This window comes from Aromatoleum anaerobium (genome assembly GCF_012910705.2).
In the GTDB taxonomy this organism is placed as follows: domain Bacteria; phylum Pseudomonadota; class Gammaproteobacteria; order Burkholderiales; family Rhodocyclaceae; genus Aromatoleum; species Aromatoleum anaerobium.
In genome coordinates, this window is sequence record NZ_WTVG02000035.1 from 82,586 (window position 1) to 96,807 (window position 14,222).

13 protein-coding genes and 1 pseudogene are annotated in these 14,222 nt (G+C 67.9%); 3 read left to right on the forward strand and 11 right to left on the reverse strand.

From position 1 onward, the window contains the following. Nucleotides 1-107: 107 nt before the first annotated feature. The 4 genes and pseudogenes from GO606_RS03545 to GO606_RS03560 form a co-directional block, all read right to left on the reverse strand. The gene (locus GO606_RS03545) at nt 108-1,409 is read right to left on the reverse strand and encodes an IS1182 family transposase (protein WP_246979332.1); all 1,302 of its coding nucleotides are present in this window, start codon (nt 1,407-1,409) and stop codon (nt 108-110) included. A 78-nt stretch (nt 1,410-1,487) separates the two neighbouring features. After that, nucleotides 1,488-2,957, reverse strand: a pseudogene (locus GO606_RS03550) (cation acetate symporter); the annotation flags it as partial. After that, nucleotides 2,954-3,262 carry a DUF485 domain-containing protein gene (locus GO606_RS03555; RefSeq protein ID WP_169120499.1) on the reverse strand — a complete coding sequence of 103 codons (309 nt, stop codon included), beginning with the start codon at nt 3,260-3,262 and terminating at the stop codon, nt 2,954-2,956. The pseudogene GO606_RS03550 and the gene GO606_RS03555, both read right to left, overlap by 4 nt. Nucleotides 3,263-3,440: 178 nt before the next feature. Further along, nucleotides 3,441-5,051 carry a sulfatase-like hydrolase/transferase gene (locus GO606_RS03560; protein WP_169120501.1) on the reverse strand — a complete coding sequence of 537 codons (1,611 nt, stop codon included), beginning with the start codon at nt 5,049-5,051 and terminating at the stop codon, nt 3,441-3,443. A 224-nt stretch (nt 5,052-5,275) separates the two neighbouring features. On the opposite strand from GO606_RS03560, the gene alr reads away from it, so the two are divergent. From alr to GO606_RS03575, 3 genes are all read left to right on the forward strand, one after another. Next, complete coding sequence (alr, locus tag GO606_RS03565; protein WP_169120502.1) at nt 5,276-6,337, forward strand: alanine racemase; 1,062 nt, start codon at nt 5,276-5,278, stop codon at nt 6,335-6,337. 26 nt (nt 6,338-6,363) lie between these two features. Further along, on the forward strand, nt 6,364-7,902 hold the full coding sequence (locus GO606_RS03570; RefSeq protein WP_169120503.1) for a hypothetical protein: 1,539 nt from the start codon (nt 6,364-6,366) through the stop codon (nt 7,900-7,902). Nucleotides 7,903-8,021: 119 nt separating this feature from the next. Further along, nucleotides 8,022-8,366 carry a DUF2249 domain-containing protein gene (locus GO606_RS03575; RefSeq protein ID WP_169120504.1) on the forward strand — a complete coding sequence of 115 codons (345 nt, stop codon included), beginning with the start codon at nt 8,022-8,024 and terminating at the stop codon, nt 8,364-8,366. 127 nt (nt 8,367-8,493) lie between these two features. On the opposite strand, the gene ccmI is transcribed toward GO606_RS03575, so the two are convergent. The 7 genes from ccmI to ccmC are packed head-to-tail and all read right to left on the reverse strand — an operon-like array spanning nt 8,494 to nt 14,215. Beyond that, nucleotides 8,494-9,756, reverse strand: a complete 1,263-nt coding sequence (gene ccmI, locus GO606_RS03580) for a c-type cytochrome biogenesis protein CcmI (protein WP_246979336.1) — start codon at nt 9,754-9,756, stop codon at nt 8,494-8,496. Beyond that, nucleotides 9,753-10,292, reverse strand: coding sequence for a cytochrome c-type biogenesis protein (locus tag GO606_RS03585; protein ID WP_169118893.1), 540 nt, complete (start codon nt 10,290-10,292; stop codon nt 9,753-9,755). Before GO606_RS03585 ends, ccmI begins: the two co-directional genes overlap by 4 nt. Further along, nucleotides 10,282-10,815, reverse strand: coding sequence for a DsbE family thiol:disulfide interchange protein (locus tag GO606_RS03590; protein WP_169118892.1), 534 nt, complete (start codon nt 10,813-10,815; stop codon nt 10,282-10,284). The genes GO606_RS03585 and GO606_RS03590 overlap by 11 nt, the downstream gene beginning before the upstream one ends. Before the next feature lie 10 nt (nt 10,816-10,825). Beyond that, complete coding sequence (locus tag GO606_RS03595) at nt 10,826-12,799, reverse strand: heme lyase CcmF/NrfE family subunit (protein ID WP_169118891.1); 1,974 nt, start codon at nt 12,797-12,799, stop codon at nt 10,826-10,828. After that, nucleotides 12,796-13,242: a cytochrome c maturation protein CcmE gene (gene ccmE / locus GO606_RS03600; protein ID WP_169118890.1), complete on the reverse strand. Its 447-nt coding sequence runs from the start codon at nt 13,240-13,242 to the stop codon at nt 12,796-12,798. Before ccmE ends, GO606_RS03595 begins: the two co-directional genes overlap by 4 nt. After that, nucleotides 13,239-13,451 carry a heme exporter protein CcmD gene (gene ccmD / locus GO606_RS03605; RefSeq protein ID WP_211166662.1) on the reverse strand — a complete coding sequence of 71 codons (213 nt, stop codon included), beginning with the start codon at nt 13,449-13,451 and terminating at the stop codon, nt 13,239-13,241. The genes ccmE and ccmD overlap by 4 nt, the downstream gene beginning before the upstream one ends. Then, nucleotides 13,451-14,215, reverse strand: coding sequence for a heme ABC transporter permease CcmC (gene ccmC / locus GO606_RS03610; protein WP_169118889.1), 765 nt, complete (start codon nt 14,213-14,215; stop codon nt 13,451-13,453). Before ccmC ends, ccmD begins: the two co-directional genes overlap by 1 nt. Nucleotides 14,216-14,222: the final 7 nt, after the last annotated feature.

Here is a 14,222-nt window from a genome sequence, read left to right on the forward strand (position 1 = left end):
AGACGCGCGAGCGGGGTTAACGCCGTTTTGCTGGGCGCGATAGGGTTTTTGCATCGTTTGTGCTGCTATCGACGGTTCATTTGACGTTTTTCCCCATTTTTCGCCCCTTAAACCCCGATTCCGGGAACTGCGGACGCACCTGTCCCTACCCCGAGCAATTCCGGTGCGAGGCTGACCATGCGCATCAGGTTGTGCGCCAAAGCAAAGATCAGCATCACACACTTGACCTTCGCCAGACCCCGCACCCGGAACTGCTGCAGGCCGCGGTTGCGGCTGTGCGCATTGACGCATTCGGCCGTTGCCGCTCGCCGCTTGTAAATGACCTTGGCCTCGTCCGTGCCCATCCGCTGCCGCCAGGCCGCCACCGCTTCGCTGTCGCCGGCCTTCGCCTGGTGCGGATCGACCGCCTTGTCCTTGGGTTGCGGCACCGGCCCATAAACGACGGTGCTCCGGCTCGCCTGCTCGATCTGCTCGTGCCCGACGTAGCCGCCATCGACCAGCCAAGCCTCCGGGGCCTGACCACAGCGCGCGGTGACCTGCTCGATCATCGGCACCATCTGCCCTTGGTCGCTGCCGACGGTGGCCACCTCGACCCCCACGATCACCAGCGAGTCGGCGTCGCTCGCCAGCTGCGGGTTGTACGCCGGCCGAAAGCCGCCGTCGCCCATCTTCATCACCGTCGCTTCGGCATCGGTCATCGACGCGCGCGCCTGGTCGGGGTTTTTGCCTTGCCGCTGCTTGATCGCTTCGATCTCGGGCAGCCGCGCCAGCGCTTTCTCAAGACGCGCTTCACGCTCTTTCGCCGCCCGTAGCCGGGCCGCTTCCCGCGCCCGTTCGGCCTGCGCCGGGTCCGCCTCCACCTCGGCTTTGAGCCGCGCCACGGCCGCGCGCGCCGCCTCCAGGTAGCCTTCGAGCTTCTCCTTGCGGCGAAACGAGCCCGCCCCGGCGCTGGCGCGCACCCGCATCCCGTCCTGCGCCACCTGTTTGAGCTTGACCACCCCGGCCGCCATCAGGCTGGCGATGCTCACACTCAACAACTCGTCCAGCCCTTCGCCCTGATCCTTGCGAAAGTCCGAAAGGGTGTGGTGATTGACCTGAACCCCGCCGCACAACCAGCGGTAGGCGTCATGCGATTCGAGCAGCCGTGACACCGCCCGCGCGCTGCCCACCCCGTCGAGCGTGGCGTACAACCACAGCGCCAGCAAAATCTCCGGCGCGATTGCCGAGCGGCCCACCCCGCCATCGACCGCACGAATCCCGGCGTAGAACCGTGACAGGTCCTGCCGCTCGACGTACGCCCACACCAGGCGCGCCCGATGCCCCTCCGGCAGCAGTGACTCCAGGTCACTTGCCCGAAACTCCATCTGCCCCCGGTTGGGCAGCAGCACCCGTGCTCGCATCTTCGTCATCGGCGCAAATCCAGACCTCGTAGCAAGACCTAATTATAACAACGGCATATAACTGGCCGGGGATTTTTCACAGCCTCTCAGGCCGAGGAAACCCCCGATCGTCGCACCGCGCGTCGTGCAGTCCTTCCACAGCACCGACATGAACAGCACCGGGAAGTTGGCCGAAGCGGCGATCGCGAAGGCCAGCGACACCATGAACGCGATGTTCTGCTTCTCGAACGCGATGCCGAGCACGACGGCGACAACGCCGAGGGCGATCGTTGTCATCCGCGACACGCGCAGTTCCGAGGCCGAGTCCGCATTGCCCTTCTTGAACACCGTCGCGTACAGGTCATGCGACACCGCCGAGGCGCCCGACAGCGTCAGGCCGGCCACGACCGCGAGAATCGTCGCGAACGCCACCGCCGAGATGAAGCCGAGGAAGACGTTGCCGCCGACCGCGTTGGCGAGGTGGATAGCGGCCATGTTGCTGCCGCCGATCAGGCCGCCCTTCGCATCGAGGAAGCCGGGGTTCGTCGACACCAGCACGATCGCGCCGAAGCCGATGATGAAGGTGAGGATGTAGAAGTAGCCGATCCAGGTCGTCGCCCAGAACACCGACTTGCGCGCCTGCTTCGCATCGGGCACGGTGAAGAAGCGCATCAGGATGTGCGGCAGGCCGGCGGTGCCGAACATCAGCGCCATGCCGAACGAGATCGCCGAGATCGGGTCCTTGATGAACGAGCCCGGTCCCATGATCGCCTGGCCGATGATGCTTGCCTCCTCGGGCGTCTTGCCGGCCGACAGCGCGAGCTGCGCCTTGACCTGCGTCGAGGCGGCGAACAGCGCTTCAGGCGAGAAGCCGTAGGACAGCAACACCATGAAGGCCATGAAGGACGCGCCGGCGAGCAGCAGGCAGGCCTTGATGATCTGCACCCAGGTCGTCGCGGTCATGCCGCCGAACAGCACGTAGACCATCATCAGCGCGCCGACGATGACGACCGCTATCCAGTACTCGAGACCGAACAGCAGCTTGATCAGCTGGCCGGCGCCGACCATCTGCGCGATCAGGTAGAACGCGACGACGACGAGCGTGCCCGACGCGGCAAACGCGCGGATCGGCGTCTGCTTGAAGCGGTACGCGGCGACGTCGGCGAACGTGAACTTGCCGAGGTTGCGCAGCCGCTCGGCCATCAGGAAGGTGATCACCGGCCAGCCGACCAGAAAGCCGATCGAGTAGATCAGGCCGTCGAAGCCGCTCGCCATCACCGCCGCGGAAATACCGAGGAAGGACGCCGCCGACATGTAGTCGCCGGCGATCGCCAGCCCGTTCTGGAAGCCGGTGATGCCGCCGCCGGCGGTATAGAAGTCGGCCGCCGATTTGGTCTTTGCCGCGGCCCATTTGGTGATGTACAGCGTGCCGAGGACGAACGCGCCGAACATCGAGATCGCGGTCCAGTTGGTCGCCTGCTTCTCGGCCTGGCCGAGGTCGGCGCCGGCGGCGAGCGCCGCGGCCGACAGCAGCGCGAGGATCAGTCCTGCGCCGATATGCGTGAAACGGCCGCTCATTTGCCGGTCTCCTTGATGATTTCCTGGGTCAGCGTGTCGAACTCGGAGTTCGCGCGGCGGACATAGATGCCGGTGATGATGATCGTGAACACGATCACGCCGAAACCGACCGGGATGCCGACGGTCATGACGCCTTCGCCGAGCCGCTGCGAAAACACTTCTTTGTTGAACGCGATGATCGCGATGAAGCCGTAGTAGACGAACATCATCAAGGCGGTCAGCAGCCAGCCATACGACGAACGCGTCTTGACCAGCTGTTGGTACTTCGGATTGGCAATGACTCTTGCCACCATATCGTTCTGCATGTCTCCCTCCACTCGTACGGTAGTCAGGCCGGATTTTCATCCGGACAGACGAAACGTAGTCCCGGAGACTTACGCCCGGCTTACGCATCTCAAAAACTTGCTCTTATGTGCGTATAAAGACGGTTTTCGATTCGCCAGCGGGAGGCGAGCGTGGCGCAGGACGCGCTGCCCGGCACAATCAGTTGACGCGCACAAGCTGGCGCGGGCCGGCCAGCGGCGATGCCGGCGAATGATCGGGCGCGACCAGCTGCACCGGGCCGACGTCGGGCGCCGGAGGGAGTTCCCACAGTTCGCGGTAGGCTGCGCTGTAGTTCATCAGCTGCTCTTCCATGCGCGCGAGGCGATCGGCCGGGCGGGTCACCGTGACCGGGCCGATCGCCGAGTAGCCGAGTCCGGCGCGCTGGCCTTCGACGCGCAGCCCGATGAGGTCGAGCATCGTCGGCAGCATGTCGAAATGCGTGACCTGGTCGGTATTCTTCACGAGCTTCCTGTCGCCGCCGATCAGCAGGTTGAAGATCGTGCGGTGCGGGTTGCTGACCAGCTTGTCGTATGACGTGTTGCCCATCGCGAGGTGGTCGCCCTGCACGACGATCGCGACGCGATCCATCCAGCCCTTCGCGGCGATATGCTCGATGAAGTCGGCGACCTGGCCGGCCGTGCATTCGACGATGCCGTCGAAATCGCTGCGTCCCTCGCGCGCGCAGCGCGACGACAGATGCCCGTAGGGATGATGGGTGTCGATCGTCAGCACCGTCAGGTTGAACGGCCGTTTCGCTTTCATCAGCACGCCGAGTTCCTCGCGCGCGCGGCGGAACAGATCATCGTCGTGCAGTCCCCAGCCGCTCATCGTCTCGGGTTTTTCGCCGAGGCCGACCCACTCTTCGCGGCCGAGCACTTTTGCGTAATGGTGATCGCGGAAGAAATTGCCGACCCCGCCGAAGACAAGGCTCGAGCCGTTCAGGAACACGTTCGTGTAGCCCGCCCCGGCGAGGATGTCGCCGAGGCAGTGCGCCCGGGGCAGAAAGCGGTCGATCTGCTCGCCCTGCGTGTTGCCACCGAACAGCGCCACCGACTTCAACGGCAACCCGCACTGCGTCGCGACGATTCCCGCGATGGTGAAATGGGCGCCGGGCATCTGGCGATAGTCGTCGAACGCGATCGCCCGCGGCTTGTAGGCGTTCAGGCGCTGGAGCAGGTCGCGCCCGAACAGCGCCGGGTCCGAGTAAGTGTTCTCGAGGCTTTCGACGTAGATCAGGACCAGGCTTTTCGGTTTCTCCTTGCGCAGGCTGACGCGGCGCGGGTCGACATAGGATCCGGAAAAATAATCCTCGCCGAAATAGGTGCGGACATAGCTCGCAAGCGAGAAGCTGTCGATGAAGAACGCGCTCCCCGTGCCGAACACGACCAGCGGCAGGGCGTGCGGCAGCGCGCGCCGGAACGCTCCCTTCAACAGCTCGCCGACGTGCGCGCTGCGCCTGCGGATCGCGCCGAGCACCGGGCCGATCACCCGCATCGGCGCGGCTTCGCGATGCGCGCGGAGGTAGCGGACGTACGTGTCGAGTGCCCACAGCACGAGCGCGAGGGCGACCGGCAGCGCAACGCCGCGCCACAGGAAGCGCACGAGCAGTTGCGGGTCGCTCGAGAGCAGGCCTTCGGTGCCGAGGTTCAGGTGATAGAGAACCTGGTCGATGCTGACCGACCCGAACTCGTCGGTCAGCCAGTCGGGGACGGCGTAGAGGAGGCAGCCTGCGAGGTAGGCGAGGGGTTTCAAGAGTGAGTGCAGACGCATGGCCAAGCCCTCCGGAGGCCGGCTTCCGGGCGCAAGCAGGGTCCGGAAGGTGCGCAATATTACCGTAATGTTGCAGCGACCACCGAACGACGCGGCGGAGGCGTCCGTTGAAGGACCGCCACCGGCATGACGAACGACACACGCCTGTCACAGCCAGCGACGAATGCGGCGGCGGTGTGGCAAAGTAGCGTCTTGTCGCCTACCAGGCCCCGCGCCTTCACTACATGAGACCCGCCCGCGCGCTGATCGATCTCGACGCCCTGCGCCACAACTACAACCTTGCCCGCGGCCGTCACGGTGGCCGGGCCCTTGCCGTCGTCAAGGCGAACGCATACGGCCACGGCGCGGTGCAATGCGCGCGGGCGCTCGCCGCCGACGCCGACGGTTTCGCGGTCGCGTTCCTCGAAGAGGCGCTTGAACTGCGCGCCGCCGGCATCGACCAGCCGATCCTGCTGCTCGAAGGCGTGTTCGCCGCCGCCGAGCTCGACGAAGTGGTTCGCCACGACTTGTGGATCGTCGTCCATCATGCCGAGCAGCTGCGCATCATCGACCACGCGCGCCCGGCGCTGCCGCTCGAGGTATGGCTCAAGATGAACAGCGGCATGAACCGCGCCGGCTTCCTGTCGCACGAGCTGCGCCCGGCGTGGCAGCGCCTCAAGGACAGCGGCAAGGTCGGCGGCATCACGCTGATGACCCACTTCGCGCGCGCCGACGAACCGCACGTCCTCGCGACCACCGAGCAGCTCGCGGCATTCGACACTGCGACGCGCGACTTGCCCGGTCCGCGCAGCCTCGCGAACTCCGGCGCGATCCTCGGCTGGCCGGCCACTCACCGCGACTGGTCGCGCCCAGGCATCCTGCTGTACGGTGCCGACCCCATGCCCCACGAGCCGAACGGCCTGCGCCCGGTGATGACGCTCGAGAGCACGGTGATCGCGGTACGGGAGATCCCCGCAGGCGCGCCGCTCGGCTACGGCGGGCACTTTCACGCCGAGCGCGCGACCCGCGTCGGCCTCGTCGCGCTCGGCTACGCCGACGGCTATCCGCGCAGCGTGCCCAACGGCACTCCGGTCGCCGTTGACGGCCTGCGCACGCGCCTGATCGGGTGCGTGTCGATGGACCTGCTGACCATCGATCTAACCGATCTCCCCGCTGTCGGCCTGGGCAGCCGCGTCGAGCTGTGGGGCGCGAACATTCCGGTGAACCGCATCGCCCAGGCCGCGAAGACGATTTCCTACGAACTCCTCTGCAACGTCAAGCGGGTACGTTTCGAATATTCGGGCTGAGCGCACGGCCGGGAGCGGGAGGCTGCATGGCGACTGGCAAGAGACGAACGCTCGCCGCGCTGATCGCGGCGGGAAGCACGCTGCTGGCCGCGTGCGCCGGCCCGCCGTTTCGCGCGGCACCGCGCCTCGACCCGCACACGCGTTGCGAAGCCCTCTTCGCCCGCGTCGATGACGCCGTCGCGCGCGAAGGGGTCGGCGACGCGTCGGCGGCCCGCATCCGCGGCTTTCCGCACCTGAGGGTCGATCGCCTGCTCGCGAGCTTCGGCACCGAAGCGAGCGGCGACGCCGCGGTGCGGTTCTGGGCGGGGCGACTCGCACACCTCGACGCCGCGGCGCGCGACGCCGAAATCGCGAATCTTCCGCCGCCGGCACGCGACGCGCTCGCCGTCGCAATTCCGCAGCCGCACGCCGACCTCGCCGCGGCGCTCGCGCAGTGTCGCGGCGAACTGCTCGCGGCCGACCTTGCCGACCCCGTCCGGCTCGCCGCGCTGCGCGACGCCGCAGTGGTGCCGGATGACTACAGCACCGTACGGCGCATTGCCGGACTCTACCCGCTGACGCGGATCCCGTTCGCCGCCGGCGTCCGGATGTTCGAGCGCGAGACCGCGCAAGTCTTCGCGCTGCCGCTTGCCGCGTTGCCCGTTCAGGGTCGGCTGCAGCGCTTCGCCCCGTCCGACGAAGCATTGCCGTCGCGACGTGAACAGGCGCGACGGATTCGCCAAGCAGCGGCGAATCCGCTCGGCGTGCCGTACGTGGAGGGCGAAGCCCTGCACGTTCTCGCGCTCGCCCATGCCCCGGTGCTGGAAGTCGATGTCGCGGGCGACGACGACCTGATCGGCACGCCGGCGTGGCCGCCGCGAGGCCCGGCAAGCGTCGATCCGTCGCAGCCGGCCGTTTTCTACCGCGCGGCGCACACGCGCGTCGGCGGGCAGGTGCTGCTGCAGCTGGTCTACACGGCGTGGTTCCCGGCGCGGCCCCCGCACGGCGCGCTCGACCTGCTCGCCGGACATCTCGACGGCCTGGTGTGGCGCGTGACCCTTGCGCCCGACGGCGAACCGCTGCTGTTCGACAGCATCCACCCCTGCGGCTGCTACCATTTTTTCTTCCCGACGCCGCGAGCACGACCGCGCATCGCCCCGGCCTCGTTCGACGAGTGGCGGTTCGTGCCCCAGGCCCTGCCGCGCCAGGCCGAGCCGCAGCGCGTCGTGCTGCGCATCGCCGCGCGCACGCATTACCTGCAGCGCGTGCACGAGCAGCCATCTTCAGTGCCGACGCCGCCGTCCCGTTATGCCCTGCAACCGGACGACGTCCTGCGCCGCCTGCCGCTGTCGCACGGCGAAAGCCGCAGCCTGTATGGTCCCGACGGCTTCGTCGCCGGCACCGAACGCGCCGAGCGCTTCCTCTTCTGGCCGATGGGAATCGTCAACCCGGGCGCGATGCGCCAGTGGGGGCGGCACGCGACCGCGTTCGTCGGGCGCCGTCATTTCGACGATCCGCGCCTGATCGACGAGCGCTTCGAACTGCTCCTCGATGGCGAGGATGTTCCGCCGGCAAACACTCGATGACGTCGTCGCGCCGCCACGCGATTCTTGTTCTTGCTCAAGGCGGCAGCGCTTGCGGCTCCCTAGCATTTCCAACCAGCGGACACTTGCCGCACCCACCCCCACCCCCGGAGGATGCTTTCATGAATGAACTGCCGATCATCGACCGTTCCGTATTCCCGTTCGACGCCCGCGGCGTCGCCAAGCGCTTTCGCCACGCGGCGATCTTCGGCGCCCTCGAGTCCCTCGAAGAAGGGGAAACGATGCGTTTCGTGAACGACCATGATCCGCTGCCGCTGCTCGGTCAGATCCAGCAGCGTTATGGCTCGCAGATCAAGATCAATTACGTCGCCCGCGAACCGGGCAACATCGTCATCGATTTCACCGTCCAGCTGAACGCCCAGGAACCCGTACCGGCCGAACCGGCGCCGCGCAGTGCCGGCGGATGCGGTGGCGGTGGCGGCGGCTGCGGCTGCGCCGGGACCTGAGCACCTCCTCTTGCATCGGACGCGCGGGGTGCAACGTGCACTCCGCCGCGGCCGGATCGCGGCCACCTCCCCCGCGGTAACGTCCTCGCGGAAATACCATCGCCCGCGCATCCGGCGGATGACAGCGTTACTGGCGAACGCGGTCGATCACGATCTCCACGTTCGCCGCATCCGGCGCGACGTTCACCGGCTCCCCTTCGAGATCGCCTGCCCGGGCGGTCGCCTCGCCGTGCTTCGACAATCTCGCCCCGATGCTCAATTGCGCCGGGAGCGGTTCCTTCGACATGCGCGGTGCGTTTTCGAAGCTGAATGACGCGGGCAGGTCGCCCGCGCGCAGGCGCAGCGCCGCCACCGGCATCCCGCCCTCCACCGGGCGGGCGAAGACGAACACGGTGTCGTCCGCTTCGACCTGCGCAGCAAGCCCGGCCGAGATGCTGATCCGGCCGCTGACCTTGAGCGCCTCTTCAGCCCCCTGCGCGGCCCCCTCCCCGGCGCTGCCGCCCGTCCGCGCCGCGCCCGCACCCGCCGCTTCCAGCAACGGCATGCCGCCCTTGGCGCGCGCCTCGTTGATGCTTGCGACGACCGCTGCGTACACGCCTTCGCCGGGGTCCATGTTCGCGAGGATGCGTTCCCAGTGAGCGGATGCGGCGGCGAAATCCTCGCGCTGGAACGCCGCCGTGCCGGCGAGCGCCAGCGCCTTGAGGTGAGCCGGGTCGAGTTCGAGCGCCCGGCGGATGAGGCGGTCCGGGTCGCCGTCGAACCTGCCCCCCGCCGCGCCGGCGAGCAGGTCGGCCCAGTCGGCGAGAATGTCCGCCTGGTCCGGAATCTTCGCGCCGAGCTTGCGCCAGGTCGCCGCGGCCCCGTCGAGATCGTTCGTCATCGAGTAGGAGCGGCCGAGCATCATCCACCCTTCGACATCGTTCGGCTCGCGTTCGAGGCGCTGCGCGAGTTGGGCGACCAGTGCCGACATCTGCTCGGGCGTGATCTGGTGTTCCTGCTGCGCGGCGATCTGCGCCGGATCGAGCCCGCGCGGTTCGCCAAGTGCGAGGTAGAACAGCACCGCGAGCGCCGGCAGCGCGACCACCACCGCGACTGCCCATTGGCGTGCCGGCCGCAGATCGGCGCCGCCTTCAGCCGCGCGCCCCTCTTCGAGCGCGCGCTGTTCGAGCTCTTCGCGCGAGCGCTGATAGTCGGCCTCGGCAATGTGGCCGGCCGCATGTTCGGCCTCCAGCTCCGCCAGTTGCTCGCGCAGCACGACGAGCACGGTTTCGGCCTGGCGCTGCCGGTGCGCCTGTTCGCGCGCGCGGCTCCCGCCACCGAGCAGCGGCGGAACGACAAGCAGCAACGCACCGGCCACCAGCACGGTGGCCAGAATCAGGAAGGGAATCACGAACGGGGCTCCTCGGAGGAAGGGGACGTGCCAGGGGACGTGCCGTCGAGCAGGGCGCGGGCGCGGGCACGCTCGTCACGCGTCAGGTGCGGCGCGCTGCGGACCTCCTCGGCGCGGCGGCGCAGGCGCCATCCCAGCCAGCCCGCGCCGGCGACGAGCAGCAGCGCCGGCCCCAGCCACAGCAGCAGCGTCGTGCCCTTGAACGGCGGGAGGTACAACACGAAATCGCCGTAGCGCGCGACAAGATAATCGACGACTGCCTCTTCGCTCTTGCCGGCCGCCAGCTGCTCGCGGACCTGATTGCGCAGGTCCAGCGCGAGCGGCGCGTTCGACTCGGCGATCGACTGGTTCTGGCACACCAGGCAGCGCAGCTTGTGCGACAGATCCATGACACGCTCTTCGAGCTGCGGGTCGGTCACGAGCGGCGCGGCTTCGTCGGCGGCGAATGCCTGCGGCGGCGCGACGGCGAGGATCAGCGTGAACAGCGCGGCCGACACGGCCGAAGGCAGCAGATGCCGGAAGGAGCTAGCTCGCACGCGACAGCTCCGCGATCTTCGGCAGCAGCACGTCGCGCACCGCCTCCCGGGTGACCGGGCCGATATGCTTGTAGCGGATCACGCCCTGCCGGTCGATGAGGAAAGTCTCGGGCACGCCATACACGCCGTAGTCGATCCCCACGCGCCCGTCGGCATCGACGACCGAGGCCGTGTAAGGGTCGCCGTGCGCTTCGAGCCAGGCGATCGCTTCGGGGCGCGTGTCCTTGTAATTGAGGCCGACGAGCGGCACGACCTTGTCGCGCGCGAGTTCCATCAGCACCGGATGCTCCTCGCGGCACGACACGCACCACGACGCCCAGACGTTCAGCAGCCACACTTCGCCGCGCATGTCGGCGACGCCGAGCGCGGTGTCGGCGGCCGCCAGCGTCGCGAGGCGGAACTGCGGCGCCGGTTTGTCGACCAGCGGCGACGGCACTTCGCGCGGATTGAGCTGCAGCCCGTAGCCGAGGAAGCCTGCCAGCACGAGGAACAGCGCGAGAGGGACGAGAAACTTCGCTTTCATTGTCGATTACTCATGTCGTCCGGCGCGCCGCACCGGCAGGGACTTCACGCTCGGCGAGGCGGCGGTAGCGACGATCCGAGGCCGCGAAAACGCCGCCGACCGCCATCAGCAAGCACCCCAGCCATACCCAGCTGATGAAGGGTTTGTAGAACAGGCCGACAACCCAGCTGCCGTCGTCGAGGCGGTCGCCGAGGTTGACGTACACGTCGCGGAACGGGCCGATGTCGATCGACGCCTCAGTCATCGGCATCTGCTGCGCGACGTAGAAGCGTTTTTCGGGCTGCAGCGTCGCGACCGGAATGCCGCTGCGCGCCACGTCGATCGTCGCCCGCGCGGCATCGTAGTTCGGCCCCGGTGCGTCCGCGACACCGCGGAACGTGAAAGTGTAGCCGGCGAGTTGTGCGGTCTGGCCGGGCTGCATCTTGACGTCGAGGCGTTCGTGGAGACTGCCCGCCATGGTCGCGCCGATGATGAAGATGCCGATGCCGGCGTGCGCGAGCCACATTCCCCACCACGCTGCCGGAATGCCCCGCAGCACTGCCGCGGCGCTCGCGCCGCGACGCTCCGCGAAGCGGCTCGCCAGCAGCTGCGCGCTGCCGAGCAGCACCCACGACGCCAGCACCAGGCCGAGCACCGTGCGCACCGTGACGTGACCGACCGCGAACGCGACGCCGAGCCCGATCGCGATGCTCGCCACCATCACCGGCAGCAGCGGCCGCAGCACGCGGCCGAGGCCGTCGCCTTTCCAGCGGACGAACGGCCCGAGCACCATCAGCACCACGACCGGCGTCATCAGCGGCACGAACACCGCCTCGAAGTACGGTGGCCCGACCGAGATCTTGCCGAGGTTCAACGCGTCGAGGAACAGCGGGTAGAGCGTGCCGAGCAGCACCGAACCGGTCGCCACCGCGAGCAGGACGTTGTTGCCGAGCAGCGTCGCGTCGCGCGACACGAGGCCGAAGCTGCCGCCGCCTGAGAGCTTGGGCGCGCGCCACGCGAACAGCGTCAGCGAAACGCCGATCACGACGACCAGCAGCGCGAGGATGAACAGGCCGCGGCGCGGGTCGGTCGCGAACGCGTGCACCGACGTGATGACGCCCGAGCGGACCAGGAAAGTACCGAGCAGCGACAGCGAGAACGCACTGATCGCCAGCAGAATCGTCCAACTGCGGAACGCACCTCGTTTCTCCGTGACCGCGAGCGAATGGATCAGCGCGGTGCCGAGCAGCCACGGCATGAAGGAGGCGTTTTCGACCGGGTCCCAGAACCACCAGCCGCCCCAGCCGAGCTCATAGTAGGCCCAGCCCGACCCGACCGCGATGCCGGCGGTGAGGAACACCCACGCGACCGTCGTCCACGGCCGCGACCAGCGCGCCCAGGCGGCATCCATGCGGCCGCTGAGCAGCGCGGCGATCGCAAACGCGAAGGCGACCGAAAAGCCCACGTAGCCCATGTACAGCAGCGGCGGGTGGATGATCATGCCCGCGTCCTGGAGCAGCGGGTTGAGGTCGCGTCCCTGCGCGACCGCCGGCAGCAGGCGGTCGAATGGGTTGGACGTGACCAGCGTGAACGACAGGAAACCTGCGCTGATCCAGCCGAGCACGCCGAGGACGCGCGCCATGAAGGCGTCCGGCAGGTTGCGGCTGAACACCGTCACCGCGACCGTCCACAGCGACAGCGACAGCGCCCACAGCAGCAGCGATCCCTCGTGGTTGCCCCACACGCCGGTGATCTTGTAGATCAGCGGCGTGTCGGTATGCGAATTGACTGCCGCGAGCTGCAGCGAGAAATCACTCGTGACGAACGCCCAGGTCAGGCAGCCGAAGGCGAACGCGATGGCAAGGAACTGCCCTTGCGCCGCCGGCCGCCCGACCGCCATCAGCGCGATGCGGTTGCGGCTGGCGCCGATCATCGGGACGATCGCCTGGACGAGCGCGAGCACCAGCGCGAGAATCAGCGAAAAATGGCCGAGTTCGGGAATCATTGGGCCACCGTCTGTGCCGCTTTCTTGGCCTGATCCACGGCGTGCTGCGCCTCCGGCGGCATGTAGTTTTCGTCGTGCTTGGCGAGCACTTCGGACGCCTGGAACTGGCCGTCGGGGCCGAGCGTGCCCTGCACCACCGCACCTTTCCCTTCGCTGAAGAGGTCGGGCAGGGAGCCTTTGTAGGAGACCGGGATCACTTTCGCCGTGTCGGTGATCGCAAACTGCACGGTCACGCCATCGGCCGCGCGGCGGATCGAACCGGTCTCGACCATGCCGCCGATGCGGAATGCCCGGCCGACGGGCGCCTTGCCTTCCGCGACCTCGGTCGGCGTGTGGAAGAACACCAGGTTCTGCTGGAACGCGTTCAGCACCAGCGCCACCGCACCGACCAGCAGCGCGACGGCGCCGGCCACGAGCAGCAGACGTTTGCTACGGGGTTTCATTCAACGATCTCCTCAAAAGCCCGCCGCCCGCCGCTGCCGCCCGCCTTCGCGCGACGCAGCCTGAGCAGACGCCGCAGGGCGTCCTTACGACGGCGCATGACCATGATCAGTTCCCCGACCACCAGCAGCGCCGTGATGCCGTAGCTGCCCCACACGAACGGGGCGGCGCCTCCCATCTGCCAGAACGCGCTCCATGATTCCCACTGCATCAGACCTTGCCCTCCAGCGCGTCGAGTTCGGCCGCGACCCATTCGGCGTGGCGTTCACGCTCGAGAATCAGCGGGCGCACCCGCCACAAGGTCACCGCGATCGTGTAGGCCCATGACGCCAGCGCCATCACGAGCATGCCCGCGAGCATCGTCGCGGCCATCGAAGGTGCTTTCGTCAGGCTCACCGACGCCCCCTGGTGCAGCGTGTTCCACCACTTCACCGAGAAATAGATGATCGGCACATTGACGGCGCCGACCAGCGCGATGATCGCGCCCGCCTTGTCGGCGCGGCGCGGATCCTCGATCGCCTCGGTCAGCGCCATGAAGCCGAAATACAGGAACAGCAGCAGCAGCTGCGACGTCAGGCGCGCATCCCACACCCAGTACGCACCCCACGTCGGCTTGCCCCACAGCGCGCCGGTCACGAGCGCGACGACACAGAACATCGCTCCGGTCGGCGCCAGCGCGCGGGCCATCATGAACGACAGGCGGGTGTTCATGACCAGTCCGACCGCCGACCAGAACGCCATGATCAGATACACGAACATCGACATCCACGCCGCCGGGACGTGGATGAAGATCACGCGGTACACCTCGCCCTGCTGCGCGTCGGTCGGCGCAACGAAGAACGCGAGCCACAGCCCGATGATCGTGAGCGCCGCGGCGGCCGCGGCGAACCACGGCGCCAGCGCGCCCGCGAGCGGGTAGAACAGCTGGGGGGCCGCGAAGCGAAACAGGCTCTTGCCGCGTTCAGGTCTTTTCATCTCTTTC

Coding starts and splice junctions, on each gene's coding strand:
- GO606_RS03590 (WP_169118892.1), bottom strand. CDS start 10,815: ATGAAAGCGAAGTTTCTCGTCCCTCTCGCGCTGTTCCTCGTGCTGGCA.
- GO606_RS03555 (WP_169120499.1), bottom strand. CDS start 3,262: ATGCAGAACGATATGGTGGCAAGAGTCATTGCCAATCCGAAGTACCAA.
- GO606_RS03575 (WP_169120504.1), top strand. CDS start 8,022: ATGAATGAACTGCCGATCATCGACCGTTCCGTATTCCCGTTCGACGCC.
- alr (WP_169120502.1), top strand. CDS start 5,276: ATGAGACCCGCCCGCGCGCTGATCGATCTCGACGCCCTGCGCCACAAC.
- GO606_RS03595 (WP_169118891.1), bottom strand. CDS start 12,799: ATGATTCCCGAACTCGGCCATTTTTCGCTGATTCTCGCGCTGGTGCTC.
- GO606_RS03560 (WP_169120501.1), bottom strand. CDS start 5,051: ATGCGTCTGCACTCACTCTTGAAACCCCTCGCCTACCTCGCAGGCTGC.
- ccmD (WP_211166662.1), bottom strand. CDS start 13,451: ATGCAGTGGGAATCATGGAGCGCGTTCTGGCAGATGGGAGGCGCCGCC.
- ccmC (WP_169118889.1), bottom strand. CDS start 14,215: ATGAAAAGACCTGAACGCGGCAAGAGCCTGTTTCGCTTCGCGGCCCCC.
- ccmE (WP_169118890.1), bottom strand. CDS start 13,242: ATGAAACCCCGTAGCAAACGTCTGCTGCTCGTGGCCGGCGCCGTCGCG.
- GO606_RS03570 (WP_169120503.1), top strand. CDS start 6,364: ATGGCGACTGGCAAGAGACGAACGCTCGCCGCGCTGATCGCGGCGGGA.
- GO606_RS03545 (WP_246979332.1), bottom strand. CDS start 1,409: ATGACGAAGATGCGAGCACGGGTGCTGCTGCCCAACCGGGGGCAGATG.